Below are 22,591 nucleotides of genomic sequence, written 5' to 3' on the forward strand. Positions count from 1 at the left end.
TTAATCTGTAGTGAATGTAAGTGTTACAGTTCCAGTCTGAGTTGTCAGCTTCGAGGTATCGATTGTTTGATTGTCCACAGTTAAAGTAACTCCCTTCACTACACCCAAAGTAATCGTCACAGGTTCTTTCGTCGAAACTGTTGTTTTTGCGTTTTTATTGTCTGATGACAAGGTCACACCACCTTCAAGGTCACTCCCTGAAACACTAATCCAGCTAGTTTCATCTGAAACTGTTAGCTGAACCGCAGCTGTTTCCTTACTCGTTTTATAGAGAGCTTCAATGCGGTTTCCTTCGCCTGACACCGTAATAGTTGATTCCGTAGTAGAAGATGAGCTAGACGTCTGACTACTAGAAGATGAACTAGTTGAGGTTGTGGAACTAGTTGAGCTAACAACACTATAATTTGCAGAAGAAAGACTTGGCTGAGTTTGGATGTAGTTCCAGACATAGTAAGTCACAAAAATTAAAATCGACAAAGCAAATAGAACGAAATAAAACAAGGGGAGATAAGACGTTTTTTTCTTATTTGATCGTCTGCGACCAGACAAGTCTTCTTCATCAACATCGACCTCTTCATAAGTAATCATACTACCCGAATCATAGGCATCCAAGACAATTCTCTCATCCAACTCTACTGCCCAGGCATATTTTCTTAAAAAAGAACGAGCATAGAAGGTACTAGGAAGTTGATCAAAATCATCTGCCTCCATAGCTTCTAGAAAGTTCAACTGAATTTCAGTTTTTTCCTGTAATTCTTCCAGACTCAATCCCTGGTTAATTCTAGCTAAACGTAGAACCTCGCCAATTGTTTTTTTTCTCATACGTACCATTCCTTCTTTCTAGTATTAGTCATCTTTTAAGCTGGAAAGATTGTAAAATCAACTAGATCACCATTATCAATCAAACGATGTCCAGCTTCTAGAACATCCTCCAAAGTAATTTCCTGTAAAATTTTCGGAAAATCAAAAATTGTTTCTCCGCGATCCATCGGATCGTATTGAGTTGCAATAAATTCCAAAGAGTTCATGCTACTGAAAAACTCCCCAAACATCTCACTCTTAACAAGATCTAAATGTTCCTCGGTAATATCCGCATCATTACTAAACTGACGAATCGCTTTCCGAAACTGGTGCGACAAAGAGACAGGTTCTTTAGTATCCATCGTCAATATTACAAAATGAAAGCGACTATTTACCTCAACCTCTAGTGACAATGAAGCATCTAACTTCCCTGTCTCGTATAATCTTTGAAAACGATCCGAGGTCCAGCCAAACATCATCGTAAATAGCAATTTCAATAAAATGTTGTAACGATAAGACTCCTCTTCCGTTATTTGACCAGTTCCTCTAATAGCAACAGCAAGTTTTGGTAACGAAACTTCCATCCGAAGACTATCTGTTTGCTTTACAGCTTGCAAAGGTAGTTGCTCTTTTAAAACTGTAAACTGCTCTAAAATCTTATTTCCCTTTTTCGAAAAGTATTCCTCAATGAGCTCCACATCAATATTTCCAACTAAAAACAGAGAAATGTTGACAGGATTGTAAAAGTCTGTAAAGTTTTCTTTTAAATTTGAAACTTGAATCTCAGAAATTGATTTTTCACTCCCTACGATATCTGTTGCTAAAGGAGTACCAGGATAAAGATTGGCCAATGTTGCAAAAAACAAACGCGAATCTGGATCATCTTGATACATTTCTCGTTCTTGCTGGATAATATCTTGTTCCCTCAAAACAGACTCTTCTGTAAAATGAGCATCTCCAACTAACTCATCAAACAAATCTAAATTATCTAATAAATGGTCAATTGTTGAAAAAAGATAGCTAGTCTTGGTAAAGCTTGTAAAGGCATTGCTGTCTGCGCCTAATCGAGTAAAAGCAGCCATTATATCCTTAGAGTTTTCTCGTTCAAACAATTTATGTTCAAGAAAATGGGCAATTCCTGCTGGATGATGACGTAAACCTTTTTCCAAACTGGTATAAGTTGCATCTACAGAGCCAAATTGAACCGTTACAACCCCGTAAACCTCATTGAAATCTTGCTTAGGGAGTAAAGAAACTGTCAATCCATTTGACAATTGTGCTTTGTACACTCTTTCCTTTACAGCAGAATAGTATTTCTCTTCAAAAGTAACCCTTGTCATTCTACTCCTTCCATAAAGTAAATCGCTTGTAATTTCAAACTGTTGGCAGCTTTACATACAGCTTCTTTATCGACACTCTCTAACTTTTCCAACAACTGGTCAATGTCAAAAGTCGCTTTTCCAAATAGTGCAGCTAAATAGACTCTTTCAACCAGAGTATGTTGACTATCTTGAGTAATCAATAAAGATCTTCGAATCATCTCCTTGGTTTGATTAAGCTCAAAATCTGTAAAGTTGCCCTTTTTCAAATCCATCAACTGATGATTCATCATTTTTCTAGCTTGATTCCGATTTCCTCTATCGATACCTGCATACATTCTTAACAAGCCACTAAACAGATCCAACTGACTAGAGACCGTATAGGCTATCCCAGCATTCTCACGAACGTTTGTAAAGAGTTTCGAATGTGCAAATTCCCCCAACAAACCATTCATAACAAGCATAGGCAGATGCTGATCATCATCATATTTTACTGGAGAATGATAACCCATTTCCAAAATAGATTGTCCAACATTTCTCTGAACCATTCCTTCTTGTAAAACATTCGAATAAGACTGATTGTACTGGATGGCAACATCGCTCTTTCTAGCTGTAAAGGGCAATGACTTCAGCGATTCTGTAATTTCTACTTCATTAAAATCACCTAAGAAAAAGAAATCAATCCGATCATTTTTCAGAGCATCTTGAAAGCAAGTGTAGCTACTTTCCGGAGACTCATTTGAAATGCTATTTCGTAAATCACTGTATCTCAATTGAAGACGCTCATCATGGAAGAACAAGCTGTCTAACTCCTTATGAGCAAAATAAAATGAATCATCCATATCAGTAGCTAAGCTAGCCAATAACTGTTTTCTTTCAATTTCAAATAAGGCTGGCTCAAAAGCACCATCTTGAGCTAAGGGAGCAAATAAAGTCTGTTTCACCAATTCCAAAATTCGAGAAGTCAAGACATTCTTTTTACTTAAAAAATCATCTCGTACATAGGTAAAGGTTAAGTCAAGAATATGTGCCTGTCCTCTACGATAAGCACTCGTAGAAATATCTGCTCCGTACAAACTTGCTAAATATCTACGAAAAGCTTGGGAAGTTGGGTAAGCTTTATTGGCAGTCTCCAACATACTCGCACTTAACATGCGTCCTGTTACTGTCTCAAGAGATAAGGGAGTAGTAAAACGAACAGTGATTTTATTTGTTTTAAACTTTTTGGATTGAACAAAATGTGCTGAAATTCCAGGCACTAACTCCATACCTTACCTCCTTACATATAGAGTTCTATTATATCACGAAAAGGAAAATATTTCTTATTCTCTTTACCGCTTTTAAAATAAAAATCGTTTTCATTTTCAGTGATTTCGCTCACTTAATTCTAAGAAATATGGTATAATACCTTAGATTGAGGTGAATTATGGAATACAAATTATTTGAAGAATTTATTACGCTCCAAGCCCTCCTAAAAGAGCTTGGAATTATACAAAGCGGTGGTGCTATTAAATCCTTTTTGATGGAACATCAAGTTTACTTTAATGGTGAATTAGAAACTAGACGTGGGAAAAAAATTCGTGTTGGAGATGCGATTGACATCCCTGATTTAAAGATTGACATCACCTTGACACAACCAAGTTTAAAAGAGCAAGAAGAATACCAAGCAGATAAGATTGAAAAAGAGCGGATTGCTAAACTTGTCAAAGAGATGAACAAGGGTGTAAAGAAAGAAAAACAAAAAACTGCTTTATCACCTAAAACCAAACAAGCTCCACGTTTTCCAGGAAGATAATCATGTGGCTCCAACATTTAACAATAAAAACCTTTCGAAACTACAAAGAGACGAAAATTGATTTCAATCCAAAATTAAACGTCTTTTTAGGTCAAAATGCACAAGGAAAGACCAACATTCTAGAAGCAATCTATTTCTTGGCCTTAACACGTAGCCATCGGACTCGGACAGATAAAAATCTCATTCATTTTGATGAAGAACAACTCCATCTTTCTGGCTTGATTCAGAAAAAAACAGGCTCTATCCCTCTAGAAATTGATTTAACACCAAAAGGGCGTGTGACTAAAGTCAATCACTTAAAGCAAGCTCGCCTCTCAGACTACATCGGACATATGAATGTGGTTCTCTTCGCACCTGAAGATCTCCAGTTAATTAAAGGAGCGCCCTCCGTTCGTCGAAAGTTTATAGACATCGAACTGGGACAAATTAAACCAATCTACTTGTCAGACTTGTCAAACTATAACCATATACTCAAGCAAAGAAACACTTACCTAAAATCCAGTCAAAAGATTGACGAAACATTTCTGTCGGTCTTAGATGATCAATTAGTAGAGTATGGTTGTCGCGTCATAAAACATCGGATAAAATTCATCAAAGACTTAGAGAAATTTGGTGAAAAAAAACACTTAGAAATTTCAAATCAGTCAGAAGAGTTGTCAATATCTTATCAATCAACTGTCAACTTCACTAATGAAGAAGTCTTAATGGATTCTTTTAAATTGGCTTTAGAAAAAAGTAGATCAAGAGATTTATTTAAAAAGAATACTGGTGTTGGCCCTCATCGAGATGACATTGCTTTCTATATCAACGGTATGGATGCTAGTTTTGGAAGTCAAGGGCAACATCGTAGTCTTGTGCTTTCTATCAAACTAGCAGAGATTGAACTAATGGAAAGCATTACTAACGAGTCTCCAATACTCTTGCTTGACGATGTTATGAGCGAACTTGACAACACACGACAACTAAAATTACTAGAAACTATTTCACAATCTATCCAGACCTTCATCACAACAACAAGTTTAGATCACTTACAAAACTTGCCAGAAAATCTTAGCATTTTCAACATCCAAAACGGTAAAATATCTGTAAATTAAAATTGACACCTTTGTAAACAAAAAGAACTCCTGAAATTCAGGAGTTCTTTTTTGTTTCTTACATAGAGTAGTTTGGTGCCTCATTAGTGATTTGTACATCATGAGGATGGCTTTCTTTCAAACCAGCTCCAGACATTTCAATAAATTGAGCATTGTCATGCAATTCTTTAAGGTTGGCTGCACCACAGTAACCCATACCAGAGCGAATACCACCAATCATTTGAAAGACAATATCAGCTGCTGCACCTTTATAGGCAACACGACCTTCAATTCCTTCTGGAACGAGTTTGTTTGCTTCATTGATAGAACCTTGGAAGTAACGATCACTTGAACCTTTCTTCATTGCAGCGATTGATCCCATACCACGGTAAGTCTTAAACTTACGTCCTTGGAAAATTTCAGTTTCACCTGGTGCTTCATCTGTTCCAGCAAACATTGAACCAAGCATAACTGCATTTCCACCTGCAGCAAGGGCTTTTACAATATCTCCAGAATACTTGATTCCACCATCAGCAATAATCGTTTTTCCATATTCGCGCGCAACTGCTGCCGCATCATAAATTGCTGTCACTTGTGGGACACCTACACCTGCAATCACACGAGTAGTACAGATAGAACCTGGTCCAATCCCGACTTTGACAACATCCACACCCGCATCATAAAGAGCACGCGCACCTTCTGCAGTTGCAATATTACCAGCAATCAAAGTGCGATCTGGGAAGTGAGCACGAATTTCAGCAATTTTACGTAAAACCCCAGCAGAGTGACCATGTGCAGTATCAATAACAATTGCATCAGCTCCTGCTTCAAAGAGAGCCTCTGCACGTTCAAATGTATCTGAAGTGACACCCACCGCACCAGCAACTAGTAGACGACCAAATTCATCTTTGGCAGCATTTGGGAACTCAATAACTTTTTCAATATCCTTAATAGTAATCAAGCCAGAAAGACGGCCTTCTTCGTCAACCAAAGGAAGTTTTTCAATACGGTGTTCTTGAAGAATATGTTCAGCTGTTGCAAGATCTGTACCCACAGGAGCAGTGACAAGATTTTCACTAGTCATATGGTTTGAGATTGGTTGATTGTAATCCGAAATAAAGCGAAGATCTCGGTTTGTTAGAATACCAACCAATTTACGATTTTCAAGTGTTTCTACAACTGGAACACCACTGATACGGTAACGTCCCATCAGTTCGTCTGCCTCAGCAATGGTATGTTCTGGAGTCAAGAAGAATGGATCAATAATAACACCATTTTCAGAACGTTTTACCTTGCGAACTTCGTCTGCTTGTTGCGCAATAGACATATTTTTATGGATTACTCCGAGACCACCTGCACGAGCAATGGCAATGGCCATTTGGCTTTCTGTGACTGTGTCCATTGCGGCTGTAATAATTGGGATATTTAAAGTCAGATTATCTGCCAATTTTGTTGTTAAATCTGCATCATTCGGCAACACATGACTCTCAGCTGGAATGAGCAATACATCATCAAAGGTAAAACCTTTTTTCAAAAATTTAGTGTCCCAATTAGACATTCGAAGTTTCCTCTTTTCTTTCTTTTTGAGCTTGACTCTTTTTGTATTGTATCTATCATACCATTCTATGAAAATTTGTCAAATGATACAAGGACAAATAAAAAAACTATCTTTTCCTGTGCGAAAAAAGATAATTTCTTATAATATATAAGCTTATTTAAAATAATGAAGTCCCATTGCTTCCTTAACCTCAGATAGAGTTTGTCCAGCAACCTCGCGAGCTTTTTCGCTTCCTTTTTGAAGCATATTATACACTTCTCCCATATCCTGAGCAAATTCGATACGGCGCTCACGAATAGGACCAAGTTCGCGTTCAAGTATTTCGAGTAGATAGCGTTTCGTCTTCACATCACCAAGACCACCACGTTGATAGTGTTCTTTCATCTCTGCAATTTCTTTAGCATCTTCAGGACGACCAAAAACATCTAGATAATGGAAAACCATGTTTCCTTCAATCTTACCTGGATCCTCAACACGAATATGATCCGGGTCTGTATACATACTCATGACTTTTTTACGCAAAGTATCAGCATCATCAGCTAGATAAATACCATTATTGAGGGATTTAGACATTTTGGCATTTCCATCTAGACCAGGTAGACGACCTGCTCTTTCATTTTCTGGGTAAATACCTTCTGGTTCCACCAAAACATCACAGTTATAAGCATGATTAAAGGAACGAACAATCTCACGAGTTTGTTCAATCATTGGTTTTTGGTCTGTTCCTACAGGAACATAATTAGCCTTAAAGGCTGTGATATCTGCTGCCTGAGCGATTGGATAAACCAAAAAACCTGTCGGAATACTTTCCCCAAATCCTTTTTGAGCAATCTCTGTTTTTACTGTCGGATTACGCTCCAAACGAGCTAGTGACACCAAATTCATATAGTACATAGACAGCTCAGCCAACTCTGGAATCTGACTTTGAATGAAGATAGTTGATTTACTTGGATCCAATCCAACTGCTAGGTAATCCAAGGCAACATTCCCAATAGACTCTACAATGGTTTGAGGATCTTTGGCGTGATCTGTCAATGCTTGTTGGTCCGCCAAAAAAACAAACATCTCATACTTATCTTCTTCCTGTAGTAACACTCTATTTTTTAGACTACCAACATAATGTCCAATATGCAGTTTACCTGTTGGACGGTCTCCTGTTAAAATAATGGGTTTCGTCATTTTTTTCTCCTTCGAAATGGTCTCTTCAATTATAGCATTTTTTTGTTAAAATAACAGAAAATTATTTAAATCAAAGAGCCGATTCGCTGTAAATATAACTGTAAACTTAGTTGACATAAAATTGACAAAGAAAAATTTGAATATTTCTCTCTTTTCTAGTAGAATAAATGTATTACATATTATAGGAGAAAAACATTGCTTACAGTATCTGATGTTTCACTACGTTTTAGTGATCGCAAACTTTTTGATGATGTCAACATCAAATTTACAGAAGGAAATACATACGGATTAATTGGTGCTAATGGTGCTGGGAAGTCTACATTCTTAAAAATTTTAGCTGGAGATATCGAACCTACAACTGGTCACATTTCTCTTGGTCCAGATGAACGTCTCTCTGTTCTTCGTCAAAATCACTTTGACTATGAAGATGAACGTGCAATTGATGTCGTTATCATGGGAAATGAAAAGCTTTATAGCATTATGAAAGAGAAAGATGCTATTTACATGAAGGAAGATTTTTCTGATGAAGATGGTGTTCGTGCAGCTGAACTCGAAGGTGAGTTTGCTGAACTTGGAGGTTGGGAAGCAGAGAGTGAAGCATCTCAACTGCTTCAAAATCTAAATATTCCAGAAGAATTGCACTACCAAAACATGAGCGAATTGGCCAATGGTGAAAAAGTAAAAGTTCTCCTTGCCAAAGCACTTTTTGGCAAACCAGATGTTCTTCTCTTGGACGAGCCAACCAACGGTTTGGATATCCAATCAATTACATGGCTAGAAGACTTCTTGATTGACTTTGATAACACTGTCATCGTTGTATCCCATGACCGTCACTTCCTCAACAAAGTATGTACTCACATGGCAGACCTTGACTTTGGAAAAATCAAACTCTATGTCGGAAACTATGACTTCTGGAAGGAATCTTCTGAGCTTGCTGCTAAATTGTTAGCAGACCGTAATGCCAAAGCGGAAGAAAAAATTAAGCAATTGCAAGAATTCGTTGCTCGATTCTCTGCCAATGCTTCTAAGTCAAGACAAGCAACGTCTCGTAAAAAAATGCTTGACAAGATTGAACTAGAAGAAATTGTTCCATCCAGTCGTAAATACCCATTTATCAACTTTAAAGCAGAGCGTGAGATTGGTAATGATCTCTTGACAGTAGAAAATCTAACTGTAAAGATTGATGGTGAGACTATTTTAGATAATATCAGCTTTATCTTGCGTCCAGGTGATAAGACGGCTCTTATTGGACAAAATGACATCCAAACTACGGCATTAATTCGTGCAATCATGGGTGACATTGACTATGAAGGAACGGTTAAGTGGGGAGTTACTACCAGTCGCTCTTACTTGCCAAAAGATAACTCTGCTGATTTTGCAGGGAGTGAGTCAATCCTTGACTGGTTGCGTCAATTTGCAAGTAAAGAAGAAGATGACAATACCTTCTTACGTGGTTTCCTTGGTCGTATGCTCTTCTCTGGTGATGAGGTTAACAAGCCTGTAAATGTCTTGTCAGGGGGAGAAAAAGTTCGTGTCATGCTTTCAAAACTTATGCTTTTGAAATCAAATGTCCTTGTACTTGATGATCCAACAAATCACTTGGACTTGGAATCTATTTCAAGCTTAAACGATGGATTGAAAAACTTTAAAGAATCAATCATCTTTGCCAGTCATGACCACGAGTTCATTCAAACTTTGGCAAACCATATCATTGTTTTGTCTAAGAATGGCGTCATCGATCGTATCGATGAAACCTATGATGAATTCCTAGAAAATGCAGAAATACAAGCAAAAGTCAAAGACCTTTGGAAAGACTAAATAAGACTTCAAAACTCAGTTGGGTTAACCAACTGAGTTTTCTATCATTCTACGAGGTAACATGAAATCATTTTTAAAAACATATCGAACCTATTTTATTTCTTTCATCATTCCTGTAGTGATTATGTCTGGAGTATATCTATCTCAAGGGATTTACTGGAATAGCGATACATCCCCACTATTAGGAGATGGTTTCCACCAATACGTTATTTTTGATGTGGCTTTACGGAATATTCTACATGGAAATGGTAGTTTGTTTTACACCTTTACAAGTGGCCTCGGACTGAATTTCTATGCTCTATCTAGTTATTACTTGGGTAGTTTTCTTTCACCCCTGGTTTACTTTTTTAATCTGTCGAATATGCCAGATGCTGTTTATCTAACAACTCTCTTAAAATTTGGATTGATTGGCCTGTCAACCTTCTTTAGTCTAAATAGATTATTTAAAGATATTCCGAAATATTTAAAACTGTCCTTATCTACTTCCTATGCTCTAATGAGCTTTACAGTCAGTCAGTTAGAGATAAAAACCTGGCTAGATGTTTTTATCTTGATTCCTTTAATTATAACTGGTTTACACATGCTTATAACGGAAAAGAAGCGCCTGCTATACTTTACAAGTTTGTCAATATTATTTATTCAAAACTATTATTTTGGATATATGACAGCATTGTTTCTTATTTTCTGGTATCTCTGCCAAATTTCATGGGACTTTAAAAATAGAAAATCATCTTTTCTTGATTTTGTTGTTACCTCATTTTTAGCAGGAATGGCTAGTTTGATTATGACTCTTCCTACATTGTTTGATTTACAAACTCATGGGGAGAAGTTAACTGCCATCACAAAATTAAAGACAGATAGTAGTTGGTATTTGGATATTTTCGCAAAACAATTCATTGGATCTTTTGATACAACTAAGTATGGATCTATACCAATGATTTTTGTTGGATTGCTTCCTTTTATTTTGACCATTCTATTTTTTACAATAAAATCCATAAGGTTTCACGTGAAACTTACTTATGCAATTTTTTTCACTTTTTTAATAACAAGCTTTTACATAGAGGCCCTCGATTTATTTTGGCAGGGGATGCATACCCCAAATATGTTTTTACATCGCTATGCTTGGATTTTTTCTACTCTGTTAATTTATACTGCAGCAGAGGTCTTAAATCGTCTGAAAGTATTGAAGCTCTGGAATTTATTTGTCTCCCTTTTTCTTGTATTAACAGGATTTTTAGCTACTGTATACTTTAAATCACACTATTCTTTTTTAACAGATTTGAATATCCTACTCACCCTTGAATTTCTCCTAGTTTATGCTCTTTTACTCCTTGCAGTTATCAGAAAATTTATCTCTGTAAATCTATTTGCAATTCTTTTATCTTTATTTATAACAGTTGAGATAAGCCTAAATGCTTCAGCTCAAATGGAAGGAATAGCTAAAGAATGGGCCTTTGCTTCTCGTAGTGCCTATAATAGAGATATCACCGCTATGGAATACATTCTAAACCAAATTGACGATCCATTTACACGTACTGAAAAACTGCAAATTCAGACGGGAAATGACAGTATGAAATTTAACTACAATGGAATCTCTCAATTCTCGTCTGTACGAAATCGCTCAGCTAGCACTAGTTTAGATAAACTGGGATTCAAATCCTCTGGAACTAACCTCAATCTTCGTTATACAAATAATAGTATTTTAGCAGACAGTTTATTTGGAATCCAGTACAATATTTCAGAAACTCCCCTTGATAAATATGGATTTCAAGAGATTTATCAAAAGGATCATTTAACCTTATATAAAAATCAACTTTCCCTCCCCATTGCTTTTGCTACTCAATCTATTTACACAGATGTAAACTTTAATAATCACACTCTAGATAATCAGGCTTTATTTATAAACCAGCTTGCTAATCTCAACTTAGATTACTTCTCCCAAATAACATATGATAAAACAGATGATTCTGAAGGTTTAACGAGCATCACAGGTTCTGCGAATGAAGATGCAAAGATTGATTATCAAATTGAGGTTCCTCAAAATAGTCAAGTCTATCTCTCTTTTTCAAATCTTCATTTTACTAATGATAAACAAAAGAAGATTGACATACTTGTCAATGGAGAAAAGAAGACTTTTACAACTGACAATGCTTTTAACTTCTTTAATTTGGGCTATACTGAAGAACAAAAAAATTTCAATATCAGTGTTAGTTTCCCTGGAAATTCTCAGGTGTCATTTGAATCTCCAACCTTCTATCGTTTAGATACTCAGGCTCTTACTGAGGCAATCCAAAAGATTAAAGAACAACCTGTAGAAGTATCCACCTCTAAAAATAAAGTCTTTGCTACATATGAAGTAAAACAAGATACCTCTATTTTCTTCACCATTCCTTATGACAAAGGTTGGTCTGCATACCAAGATGGAAAAAAGCTCGAAATCAAGCAGGCTCAAACTGGTTTTATGAAGGTTGATGTTCCAAAAGGAAAAGGAACCATTATACTTTCCTTTATTCCCAATGGTTTTGTTATTGGAGCAGTCTGCTCAGTAACTGCCCTTCTACTTTTTGGAATCTATAATCGCAGACAAAATTTATCTAAGATAGAAAAAGATTGACCAATTCCTTGGTCAATCTTTTTAATCTTCTTCCATTTTCTTAGGTTGATAAGCTAGCATACCTAAAGCAGTAAAGAAAGCTAGTGTTATAATAAGGAAAATCACTTGGTGATGAATATTTCCTGTCATAGAGATTGTTTGTCGTAAGCCTGATACAGAGTAACTCATTGGTAACCATGGATTGATACCTTTAAAGAAATCATTTGTCAAAGCAAGTGGATAAGTCCCTGCACTTGATGCTAACTGTAATAATAGTAAAATAAGAGAGAAGAATGCTCCTAAACGGCTATTCCAAGTTGTTAAAGCTGTCACCATAGACATAAAAGCTAAACTTGTGATTATAATTAAAATTAAGGTTCTCATCTCATGGTTAGCAGTTAAACCAATCAGATGGACACCGCCATAAACTAAAACACCTGCTAAGACAGCTATAATGCCATTTATTTCAGATCGAGACTTCAACCAAGCCCAACGACTCTCTGGATGACGTCCAGAAGGCAACTTGGCAAAAATCATATTGGTAGATATAGCAGCAACAAAAAGAGCAACTGATATCATATAAGGAGCCATAGCAATCCCATTTACAGGAACTTGGTCGTTATCTGTTTTTGAAAGAACTAGAGGTTCAGATAATGTTTCTGCATTTTCAGATTCTGTTGATGCTGATTTGAGCTGATTATTAGCATTTCCTAATCCTTGTCCTAATGAACCAACTCCTGTCTGTAAATCTTCAAGACCAGAGGTTAAGCTTGTTCCACCTTCTGCTAGTTTTCCAGTACCATCTGAAATCTTCATAGCACCACTTCCTAGTTGAGATGCTGCAGAAAGTAACTGTGTTGATTTATCTGTTAATTGACCAGAGCCAAATTGTAATTTAGCAAGACCTGCTATTAGCTCTGGACTCTTATTATTTAATTGAGTAGAACCAGATGACAAACTTTCTATACCTGATACTAATTCTGGAGCTTTTCCAGCTAACGCATCTACTCCAGCTGTCAAGGTTGATGAATTTTCTGTCAACTTACTTGATCCAGAAACTAATTGATCTAGACTAGTTGTTAAGTTTGCATTCTTTTCACTTAGTTTATTGGCACCTATAGAAATTGTGTCCAGTCCCTTAGTATAGTTTACAACTCCTTTTTCAATTGACTGACTTCCAGGAACTAACTGATTCTCTACAGTAGTTTGTAATTTTGTAAATCCATTTGACAATGATGTCAAGGAGCTAGATGCTACAGGTAAGAGTTGATTTGCTTTCGTCTGTACATCAGATAGATTAGATACTTGTTGTTCTGAATTCTCTATACTTTCTTTTAATCCCCCTACTGTCGTTAAAATTGTTTTTGCTGACTCAATAGTAGAATTAGAATTTTTAGAAATAGCTTCTGTCAGTTCTTTCTTTTGTTCCTCTGTAAGAGATTGATAAGTAGCTGTTGATTGAAGGTTCGCAAGAGTTTTTTCTTGTTCTGTCTGACTTTTGGTCACAATATCCTGTGCAAGAGTTGTTAGATTTGGCAAAACTTCTGACAATGTACTTTTCAGTTGAGTATTATCTGATATTGTAAGAGCTTGTAGTGTTTTATTTAGTTCTCCTAGACTAGTTGCCAATTGAGCTATTTCTTCATTTTGTTGAGATGAGGACTCCAATTGACTTGAAATTTCTTTAATACCAGTATTTAATTGCTCCATTCCATCTCTTAGGGCAGCTGATTGATTGGATAATTGACTTGTTCCATTAGAAAGTTCTTTCACACTACTTGTATAAGCATTTACACCAACTGAAAATTGATTGAGGCCTGTATCCAGTTGTGAAACGCCACCTGTGTAGTACTTTATACCTGTATTTAGTTGATTTACACCTGTCACCAACTCGGGAGTTTTTGACGCTAATTGACCCAGTCCAGTGTCAACTTGTGAGACAGCATTTGTATAACTTTGTAAACCACTATTAAAAGATCCTAAACCAATATGTAATTGCTCTATAGCAGACACATAGCTAGATAAACCTTTTGTAAATTGATCTGCTCCATTTGAAAAAGTTACACTTGAGTTTGCTAGAGTATTAAGATTTGCAGATAATGTTTGACTTCCCGTCACCAACTGATTCGCTCCATTAGCCAGTTGTTCACTTCCATCAGCTGCCTTATTTACTCCTGACTTCAAGTCATTCATTTTTTTAAATAAAGCCTTGATATACGTTTCAGTTACATTAGTAGAAACGGTTTGTTTTAATTGTGTCATTGCAGAATCACTCATCTTGCTTGCAATAAAGCTATGCCCACTTGAAGTCTGATAATCAATCTGCATCTGTTCAGGATGATTTGTTAGGATAGAAGCAGCTTTTTCAGACAAATCACTTGGTAAAGTCACTACCATGTAGTAGTCACCATCTTCTAGGCCTTTTTCCCCTTCCTCTTCATTAACAAAATGAAAATCTAAAACCTTATTTTCTTTCAAATTAGACACCATGTCTTCACCTATTGTCATTGTCTGTCCATTATAAGAAGCTTCCTTATCTTTATTGACAACTGCTACAGGTAACTCTGACAATTGACCATATGGATCCCACATGGATGATAAAAATATAATGTTGTATAAAGCTGGAATGAGAGAAATCCCTATCATTACAATGATAAAGGTCGGTTTTTTAAATATTGCTTTCCATTCTTTAAACATATTTCCTCCTTTTTTAAACATATTGTCTAAAATTTTGATATAATAGATTATACATAAAAAAATCCAAATTACAAGGTAAAAAATATTTTTTTAGACATATAGTCTATTTTTGTGTAAAAGGAGAAATTATGAAAGAAAGTAACAAACGCTTAAAAACAAAACGTATTATCGAAAATGCCATGGTTCAATTATTGACGGACTACCCCTTTGATCAAATTTCTACGGTCAAGTTAGCTGAAAAAGCCGGAATTAGTCGTTCCAGCTTTTACACTCACTACAAGGATAAGTATGATATGATTGAGCACTACCAAAGTAAACTCTTTCATACCTTTGAATATATTTTTCAAAAACATGTTCATCATAAAAGAGATGCTATTTTAGAAGTATTTGAATATCTAGAATCAGAACCACTTCTGGCTGCTCTTCTTTCTGAAAATGGAACCAAAGAAATCCAAAATTTCTTGAGAAATAAACTGCATATTATGCTTAGTACTGATCTTCAGAAACGTTTTATGCAACTACAACTCAATCCAATTGAACTAGAATACAGTAGCATTTATCTAACAAATGCCCTATTCGGAGTTTGCCAGACGTGGATTGCCCACGGAAAAAAAGAAAGTCCGCAAGAAATGACAGACTTCCTTATGAAAATGTTAGGTGATACAAACTAAGAAAAAAAGAACACCACCAGATGTTCTTTTTATCTGACTCCGCCAGTAGGACTCGAACCTACGACATCATGATTAACAGTCATGCGCTACTACCAACTGAGCTATGGCGGATAAAATAGTCCGTACGGGATTCGAACCCGTGTTACCGCCGTGAAAAGGCGGTGTCTTAACCCCTTGACCAACGGACCATCTATCTGTAGCAGATATAACCATTATATCAATTTCTTACTAATTGTCAATCACTTTTTAGATTTTTTCTCTAGAATATCTTTTAGTTTGCGAATTTTCAAACGAGTGATGGGGCAGCGATGATCTTCATAAAAGACAACTTCTAAATTCTTTCGATCAATTTCTCTCACATTTCCCACATTGACAAGGAAAGATTTATGGGAGCAATAAAATCGCTGGGTATGTTTGTCCTTTTCCTGAATATCTGTCATAGTTCCATAGAATTCTTTAGCAAAATTCTTACCAATAATCCGAAGTTTATGAGAAACACCTGTGGTTTCGATATACAATATATCGTGGTAAGGGATTTTTAAATCATTTCCCTTATAATTGTAATCAAAATAGTCTACAACATCTTCGTTTTCAAGCAACATACTCTTAGTGTAAAAAATACTCTGCTCGATACGTTTTTTAAACAATTCATCATTGATGTCTTTATCAACAAAATCTAGGGCTGATACCTGGTATTTGTAGGTTAAGGTAGCAAATTCAGATCGACTGGTAATAAAGACAATAATAGCATAGGGATTGTGATGACGGATAAATTGTGCTACTTCAAAGCCCTTTTTCTCAATTCCATGAATATCGATATCTAAGAAATAAAGCTGGTTTACTTCATCATTTTCGATATATTCCTTAAACTCACGAACTTTTCCTGTTGTCTTGTACGAAATAGGAATATTTGATTCCTCAGAGATTTCATTCAATATTCTCTCAAGTCTCACTTGATGCTCAATAACATCTTCTAAAATTAGTACTTTCATTCAAATTCCCTCTTAAATCTAATAATTTGTCTAAATGTGTTGTCTTCCATCTCTGTTTCTAGAATAATGTTGTCATACTTGTCTAAAATCTCATTGACATTATTAAGTCCTAGACCTCTATTTCTTCCCTTAGTAGAGAAACCTAAGGCAAATAAGTTTTCTGAAGGCGTCATAGTGATTTTACATGAATTCTGGATGACTATAACTGTTTCAAAATCCATTTTAATAACTGCAACTTCCATTTGTTTCAAGTAACTATCCACAGCACCTTCAACAGCATTATTTAAGAGAATGCTCATGATGCGAACAAGATCAAGTAAATCTATTGACAATCTAGTAATAACATCCTTTACTTCCAATGTAAACTCTACATCATTATTTCGTGCATAGACAATGGATTGAGCAATCAAACTACGTAAAGCTGAATCTTCTATGTTGTTCAAATCAAAGTAAGTATATTTCTCTGAACGCAGTTTTTGATTCGCTTTTACTAATACTTCATTGTAAACTCTATCAATTTCTTGTAAATCTTCACTGTCAATTGCCATTTGCATGCTGACAAGCATACCTGCATAATCATGACGAAAACCTCGAATTTCATTATACAAACCTACAATTTCATCTGTATAAGTCTGTAAATACTTTTGTTCAAATTTCTTTTGTTTTAGAGCAATCTCTTTTTCAATTTGAACCTTATAAGAGTTCATTGCAAAGAAGCACAATAATAAACATATAAAAATGATGGCTGCTAAAATACTCCCAAAGCTATTTAAATGAGGAAAAGTGCTAACAATATCTGAAATAAACAGTACAATATGCAAAGTGAAGAAAGCAACTATAACTTTTTTAAAAAAAGGATAGAGATAATCTTTGTCGAAATATTTAAGTTCTAGGTTAAAATAGGTAATAATTTTATCTATTACAAAATATGAAATTAAATTAATTATGAAAAAGAATAATCTTTCATGTTGTTCTACAAGTAAGTCCCCTGTAATAGATGATATAGTAACGGACAAAAAAGTATGAGCACTTTGATACAATAGTGAAAATATTAAACTTAAAAATATATTTTTTGAGGAATCATACTTTTTAAAAAATTTAAAATAGCAATAGAACAGAATTGGATAAAAATTCTTTAAAGTATAATGTAAAATCAGTATTAATTTATCAGAATCTATAAAAGAAAATATAAAGGCATAAATTACTTGAAATACAAAGAATATAAAACCAAAAATATATCTTTCTTTTTTTGAAATTTCACAAATTCGACTATAAATTTTACTGATTATAACACAAGTTAAGAATGCATCTAATATTCCTACTATAATGTCCATTTTATACTCCTTTATTTTCTCCTAAAAATAGGAATTTGCTTGAAAAGATCCATTAATCCTCTTTTATCCCCACCTCGAATCTCCTGCAATTCTGTTTCTGTTACCTCTTTAAATTGTTCCAATTTAACTGTGTTTTTCATAATAAAGTCTCCTGTATTGTTTTTCTTGTAAATTAACTTACAACCCTATTATACAAAATGAAGACCATGTAAGAAAAATTTCTTCCCAACTGTACATTTTTGCACCTGAAACGCACTTTTTTAAGAAAAAAGCTGGGAAAACTCCCAGCTTTACATCTAAAATTGATCCCAGCAGGATTCGAACCTGCGACCGTTCGCTTAGAAGGCGAATGCTCTATCCAGCTGAGCTATGAGACCTAACATGAACATTCTATCAAAAAACAAGAGCTAAGTCAATCTTCTATTTGTGATAAGGAGATCCCTGTTGAATTGTAAAAGCTCGATAAATTTGTTCAATTAAAACCAATCTCATTAACTGATGTGGTAAGGTTAGACGTCCGAAACTGACAGAAAGATTGGCCCTACTTTTTACAACAGGAGCTAGACCCAAACTTCCTCCAATGATAAAAGTAAGAGTTGAGTAGCCTTTTATAGAAGCCTCTTCTAATTGCTTACTAAATTCCTCTGAAGAGAATGTTTTTCCTTCTATAGCTAAGACAAGGACAAAATCCCTTTCTCCAACTTTAGAAAGAATTCTAGCGCCTTCTGTTTCCAAGATTTTTTGATTTTCTATTTCACTAGCTTTATCAGGTGTTTTCTCATCAGCAAGCTCAATCATCTCCAATTTTGCGAAACGTGAAATTCGTTTGCTATATTCAGCAATACCATCTTTAAGATATTTTTCTTTCAGTTTTCCTACTGTTACAATTTTTATTTTCATTCTTCTATTCTATCATATCCACACTTTATTTCACATCTTATACACATCAAAACTATCTAAAATAACGAGGAAATTCACAGAATAAAGTGAGTTATCCACAACTTGTGTAAAACTTTAAGCTTTTAAGTTTGGATTAAGTTAATAGGTTTATAATCTGAGTAAATAAATAACAAACGGAGGCGTTTATGAAACACTTACAAAAATTTTACAAAAAAGTAGTTAAAGTTCTTGCAATCATTCTAATAGGATTTTTAAGTGGTGCCTTAGGAAGTTTCGTAACATTACAACTTTATCAAAAACAAGGAAACCAAGCTACAAATAATAATTCCAACACTGTTACCCAAACATCCTATAAGAATGAAACTTCAACTACCCAAGCAGTCAATAAGGTTAAAGATGCCGTTGTATCTGTTATTACTTATTCATCAAATAGACAAAGTAGTCTATTTGGAACTGATGAAACAGATACTGATCCTGATTCTCAACAAATTGCAAGTGAGGGTTCAGGGGTTATCTATAAAAAGAATGGGAATGATGCTTATCTTGTAACAAATACTCACGTTATCAATGGAGCTTCAAAAGTTGATATACGCTTGGCAGATGGTACTAAGGTCCCTGGTGAGATTGTAGGATCTGACACCTTCTCTGATATTGCTGTCGTAAAAATCTCTTCAGAGAAAGTAACAACCGTAGCTGAATTCGGTGACTCTAGCCAACTTAATGTAGGGGAAACAGCGATTGCAATTGGTAGTCCACTAGGTTCTGAATATGCCAATACCGTTACACAGGGGATCATTTCAAGTCTTGATCGAACTGTATCTCTAAAATCTGAAGATGGACAAGCTATTTCTACAAAAGCTATTCAAACAGACACTGCTATTAACCCAGGTAACTCTGGTGGTCCACTTGTAAACATTCAAGGTCAAGTTATCGGAATTACATCAAGTAAAATCGCAAGTAACGGGAAAACATCTGTAGAAGGTCTTGGTTTTGCAATTCCTTCAAACGACGTACAAAATATCATTAAACAGCTTGAAAGTGATGGTAAAGTGACTCGTCCTGCTCTTGGAATCCAAATGGTCAATCTGTCTAACGTTGGAGCTAATGATCTGAGAAAACTCAACATCCCAAGTAGTCTTACTTCAGGTGTAGTTGTTCGATCTGTTCAAAGCAATATGCCAGCAAATGGACATCTTCAAAAATACGACGTCATTACTAAAGTTGACGACAAAGAGATTGCTTCATCAACAGATCTACAACATGCTCTTTATACTCATGCTATAGGAGATACTATAAAAGTAACCTACTACCGTAATGGTAAAGAGGAAACAACCTCTATTAAGCTTGATAAGAATTCTGGTGATCTAGAATCTTAATTGACATCAGTGTAAAGAAAACTTTACAGATAGTAAAAGATATGTTAGTGTAGAATCATGGAAAAATTTGAAATGATTTCTATCGCAGAAATACAAAAAAATCCTTACCAACCTCGAAAAGAATTTGATGCAGAGAAACTAAAGGAATTAGCCCAATCAATCAAAGAAAATGGGCTCATCCAACCAATCATCGTTCGTCAATCTCCTGTAATTGGTTATGAAATCCTTGCAGGAGAGAGACGATATCGGGCTTCTCTCTTAGCTGGTCTTACTTCTATTCCAGCCATTGTGAAACATCTCTCAGATCAGGAAATGATGATCCAGTCTATCATTGAGAATCTGCAGAGAGAAAACTTGAATCCAGTTGAAGAGGCACGCGCCTACGAATCTTTGGTAGAAAAAGGATTTACTCACACTGAGATAGCGGATAAAATGGGAAAATCTCGTCCTTATATCACTAATTTTATTCGTTTGCTTTCCCTACCAGAGCATATCTTATCTGAAGTGGAAAATGGAAAAATCTCTCAAGCTCATGCACGTTCACTAGTTGGTTTGGATAAAGAGCAGCAAGAATATTTCTTCCAATTAATCAAAAACGAAGACATCTCTGTGAGAAAATTAGAAACACTGCTGACAGAAAAAAACAAAAGAAACAGAAAAAAAGTGACTCTTTCATCAAAGATGAGGAAGATAAATTGAAAAAACTACTTGGAGTGAATGTAGAAATTAAACTTTCTAAAAAAGATACTGGAAAGATTGTTATTTCTTTTTCAAGTCAAGAAGAATATGACAGAATTATCAACAGCCTGAAATAAGGCTGTTGTTTTATTTTCTCAACCCACAAATTTATCCACTAATTTTTTTAGCCAAAGACTTACTAAATCAAGGATTTTTCTATTTATCCCCAACCTGTGGATAAATACTGCTAACATTGTGGATTCTTTTCCCCAATCTGTGGAAAAATCCTACTATCTATGGTAAAATAAGTCTAGCGCTAAACTACTAAAATCATAGTAAAGGAGGAAAAATAGTTGAAAGAAAAGCAATTTTGGAATCGTATTTTAGAATTTGCTCAAGAAAGATTGACGCGATCTATGTATGATTTCTATGCTACACCTGCTGAACTCATCAAAGTAGAAGAAAATACAGCTACTATATTTCTACCGAGAACAGAGATGGAAATGGTATGGGAAAAGCAATTAAAAGATATTATTGTTGCTGCTGGTTTTGAAATTTATGATTCTGAAATCAAACCCCACTATATTTTCACTAAACCCCAGAGTACAGAGTCTGCTCAAGTAAGTGATACGACTGATAGTTCTACTTACAATTACACACCTGCGCTACCAACGATTCCCTACTCCGAAACAGGGTTAAAAGAAAAATATACCTTTGATAACTTTATTCAAGGTGATGGAAATGTTTGGGCGGTTTCTGCTGCACTAGCTGTATCTGAAGATTTGGCTCTGACTTATAATCCTCTTTTCATCTATGGAGGACCTGGTCTTGGAAAGACTCACTTGCTCAATGCAATTGGAAATGAAATTCTGAAAAATATTCCTGATGCGCGTGTCAAGTACATTCCTGCTGAAAGCTTTATCAACGACTTTCTTGAACACTTAAGACTTGGGGAAATGGAAAAGTTCAAAAAGACTTACCGTAGTCTTGATCTCCTGTTGATCGATGATATCCAATCTCTCAGTGGCAAAAAAGTAGCGACCCAGGAAGAATTTTTCAATACCTTCAATGCTCTTCATGATAAGCAGAAACAGATTGTCCTAACCAGTGATCGAAGTCCTAAACACCTAGAAGGTCTTGAGGAAAGACTTGTCACGCGCTTTAGCTGGGGATTGACGCAAAATATCACTCCTCCTGACTTTGAGACACGTATCGCCATTCTTCAAAGTAAAACAGAGCACTTGGATTACCATTTCCAAAGTGATACTCTGGAATACTTGGCTGGCCAATTTGATTCAAATGTTCGAGAATTGGAAGGAGCAATCAACGATATCACTTTAATTGCCAGAGTGAAGAAGATTAAGGATATTACTATTGATATTGCTGCGGAAGCTATTAGAGCACGTAAGCAAGACGCCCGCCAGATACTTATTATTCCAATTGAGAAAATCCAAACTGAAGTTGGTAATTTTTATGGAGTGAGTGTCAAAGAAATGAAGGGGACGAGACGAGTTCAAAACATCGTTTTAGCACGTCAAGTTGCCATGTACCTAGCTAGAGAACTGACAGATAACAGTCTTCCAAAAATCGGAAAAGAATTTGGCGGAAAGGATCACACCACCGTTATTCACGCCCATGCTAAAATCAAATCATTGATTGACGAAGACGATAATTTACGTTTAGAAATAGAAGCAATCAAAAAGAAAATTAAGTAGCTTGTGGATAAGTTTTCCTTTCTTATCTTTTTTATCCACATTTTTTAAACAAGCTTAGAAGCTTAAGTTTACTAAATAGCACTCAGTTTTCC

General features: G+C 35.4%; 17 protein-coding genes, 3 tRNA genes and 1 pseudogene. 8 read left to right on the plus strand and 13 right to left on the minus strand.

Features of this window, described 5'->3' with window-relative positions; all coding sequences use genetic code 11:
• Genes rodZ through yfmF form a run of 3 tightly spaced genes read right to left on the minus strand, consistent with a single transcriptional unit; the run spans position 1 to position 3,388 of the window.
• Positions 1–822 (minus strand): cytoskeleton protein RodZ, encoded by an 822-nt coding sequence (gene rodZ, locus SORDD24_RS04210; RefSeq protein ID WP_061407757.1) that lies wholly within the window; start codon positions 820–822, stop codon positions 1–3.
• Positions 823–857: 35 nt separating this feature from the next.
• Positions 858–2,141 (minus strand): EF-P 5-aminopentanol modification-associated protein YfmH, encoded by a 1,284-nt coding sequence (gene yfmH, locus SORDD24_RS04215; RefSeq protein ID WP_061407760.1) that lies wholly within the window; start codon positions 2,139–2,141, stop codon positions 858–860.
• Positions 2,138–3,388 carry an EF-P 5-aminopentanol modification-associated protein YfmF gene (gene yfmF / locus SORDD24_RS04220; RefSeq protein ID WP_061407763.1) on the minus strand — a complete coding sequence of 417 codons (1,251 nt, stop codon included), beginning with the start codon at positions 3,386–3,388 and terminating at the stop codon, positions 2,138–2,140. The genes yfmH and yfmF overlap by 4 nt, the downstream gene beginning before the upstream one ends.
• Positions 3,389–3,546: 158 nt before the next feature.
• Between yfmF and yaaA the strand changes: the two genes are divergently transcribed.
• Together yaaA and recF are read left to right on the plus strand one after the other, a co-directional pair.
• Entirely contained in the window at positions 3,547–3,915 is a 369-nt protein-coding gene (yaaA, locus tag SORDD24_RS04225; protein WP_000455886.1) for a S4 domain-containing protein YaaA, read from the plus strand.
• A gap of 2 nt (positions 3,916–3,917) precedes the next feature.
• Entirely contained in the window at positions 3,918–5,009 is a 1,092-nt protein-coding gene (recF, locus tag SORDD24_RS04230; protein ID WP_061407766.1) for a DNA replication/repair protein RecF, read from the plus strand.
• A 58-nt stretch (positions 5,010–5,067) separates the two neighbouring features.
• On the opposite strand, the gene guaB is transcribed toward recF, so the two are convergent.
• Positions 5,068–6,546 carry an IMP dehydrogenase gene (gene guaB / locus SORDD24_RS04235; protein WP_061407768.1) on the minus strand — a complete coding sequence of 493 codons (1,479 nt, stop codon included), beginning with the start codon at positions 6,544–6,546 and terminating at the stop codon, positions 5,068–5,070.
• Positions 6,547–6,699: 153 nt separating this feature from the next.
• Positions 6,700–7,725, minus strand: coding sequence for a tryptophan--tRNA ligase (trpS, locus tag SORDD24_RS04240; RefSeq protein WP_000165461.1), 1,026 nt, complete (start codon positions 7,723–7,725; stop codon positions 6,700–6,702).
• A 195-nt stretch (positions 7,726–7,920) separates the two neighbouring features.
• Here trpS and SORDD24_RS04245 point away from each other — a divergent pair, with 195 nt between their 5' ends.
• On the plus strand, positions 7,921–9,543 hold the full coding sequence (locus tag SORDD24_RS04245; RefSeq protein ID WP_061407771.1) for an ATP-binding cassette domain-containing protein: 1,623 nt from the start codon (positions 7,921–7,923) through the stop codon (positions 9,541–9,543).
• A 61-nt stretch (positions 9,544–9,604) separates the two neighbouring features.
• Positions 9,605–12,157, plus strand: a complete 2,553-nt coding sequence (locus SORDD24_RS04250; RefSeq protein ID WP_061407773.1) for a YfhO family protein — start codon at positions 9,605–9,607, stop codon at positions 12,155–12,157.
• A 21-nt stretch (positions 12,158–12,178) separates the two neighbouring features.
• Here the strand turns inward: SORDD24_RS04250 and SORDD24_RS04255 are convergent, their stop codons facing one another.
• On the minus strand, positions 12,179–14,833 hold the full coding sequence (locus tag SORDD24_RS04255) for a YhgE/Pip domain-containing protein (protein WP_061407775.1): 2,655 nt from the start codon (positions 14,831–14,833) through the stop codon (positions 12,179–12,181).
• Positions 14,834–14,961: 128 nt separating this feature from the next.
• Here SORDD24_RS04255 and SORDD24_RS04260 point away from each other — a divergent pair, with 128 nt between their 5' ends.
• Complete coding sequence (locus tag SORDD24_RS04260) at positions 14,962–15,504, plus strand: TetR/AcrR family transcriptional regulator (RefSeq protein WP_061407778.1); 543 nt, start codon at positions 14,962–14,964, stop codon at positions 15,502–15,504.
• 37 nt (positions 15,505–15,541) lie between these two features.
• Here SORDD24_RS04260 and SORDD24_RS04265 read toward each other — a convergent pair.
• The 7 genes from SORDD24_RS04265 to rlmH all read right to left on the minus strand — a co-directional run bounded on the left by SORDD24_RS04265 (position 15,542) and on the right by rlmH (position 18,730).
• Positions 15,542–15,615: transfer RNA gene (locus SORDD24_RS04265), tRNA-Asn, on the minus strand.
• 5 nt (positions 15,616–15,620) lie between these two features.
• Positions 15,621–15,692: transfer RNA gene (locus SORDD24_RS04270), tRNA-Glu, on the minus strand.
• A gap of 51 nt (positions 15,693–15,743) precedes the next feature.
• Positions 15,744–16,496, minus strand: a complete 753-nt coding sequence (gene comE, locus SORDD24_RS04275; RefSeq protein WP_000866077.1) for a competence system response regulator transcription factor ComE — start codon at positions 16,494–16,496, stop codon at positions 15,744–15,746.
• Positions 16,493–17,830, minus strand: a complete 1,338-nt coding sequence (comD, locus tag SORDD24_RS04280; RefSeq protein WP_061407781.1) for a competence system sensor histidine kinase ComD — start codon at positions 17,828–17,830, stop codon at positions 16,493–16,495. The genes comE and comD overlap by 4 nt, the downstream gene beginning before the upstream one ends.
• 11 nt (positions 17,831–17,841) lie before the next feature.
• Positions 17,842–17,970, minus strand: a complete 129-nt coding sequence (comC, locus tag SORDD24_RS10785; protein ID WP_081103501.1) for a competence-stimulating peptide ComC — start codon at positions 17,968–17,970, stop codon at positions 17,842–17,844.
• 163 nt (positions 17,971–18,133) lie between these two features.
• Positions 18,134–18,207, minus strand: a tRNA-Arg gene (locus tag SORDD24_RS04285).
• A gap of 43 nt (positions 18,208–18,250) precedes the next feature.
• Positions 18,251–18,730: a 23S rRNA (pseudouridine(1915)-N(3))-methyltransferase RlmH gene (gene rlmH, locus SORDD24_RS04290; protein ID WP_061407784.1), complete on the minus strand. Its 480-nt coding sequence runs from the start codon at positions 18,728–18,730 to the stop codon at positions 18,251–18,253.
• 185 nt (positions 18,731–18,915) lie between these two features.
• Here rlmH and SORDD24_RS04295 point away from each other — a divergent pair, with 185 nt between their 5' ends.
• From SORDD24_RS04295 to dnaA, 3 genes and pseudogenes are all read left to right on the plus strand, one after another.
• Positions 18,916–20,106, plus strand: a complete 1,191-nt coding sequence (locus tag SORDD24_RS04295) for a serine protease HtrA (protein ID WP_061407787.1) — start codon at positions 18,916–18,918, stop codon at positions 20,104–20,106.
• A 57-nt stretch (positions 20,107–20,163) separates the two neighbouring features.
• A pseudogene (locus SORDD24_RS04300) lies at positions 20,164–20,921 on the plus strand (ParB/RepB/Spo0J family partition protein).
• 216 nt (positions 20,922–21,137) lie between these two features.
• The gene (gene dnaA, locus SORDD24_RS04305; protein WP_061407790.1) at positions 21,138–22,499 is read left to right on the plus strand and encodes a chromosomal replication initiator protein DnaA; all 1,362 of its coding nucleotides are present in this window, start codon (positions 21,138–21,140) and stop codon (positions 22,497–22,499) included.
• Positions 22,500–22,591 lie beyond the last annotated feature (92 nt).

The sequence above is a fragment of the Streptococcus oralis genome (genome assembly GCF_001579175.1).
Lineage (GTDB): Bacteria > Bacillota > Bacilli > Lactobacillales > Streptococcaceae > Streptococcus > Streptococcus oralis_O.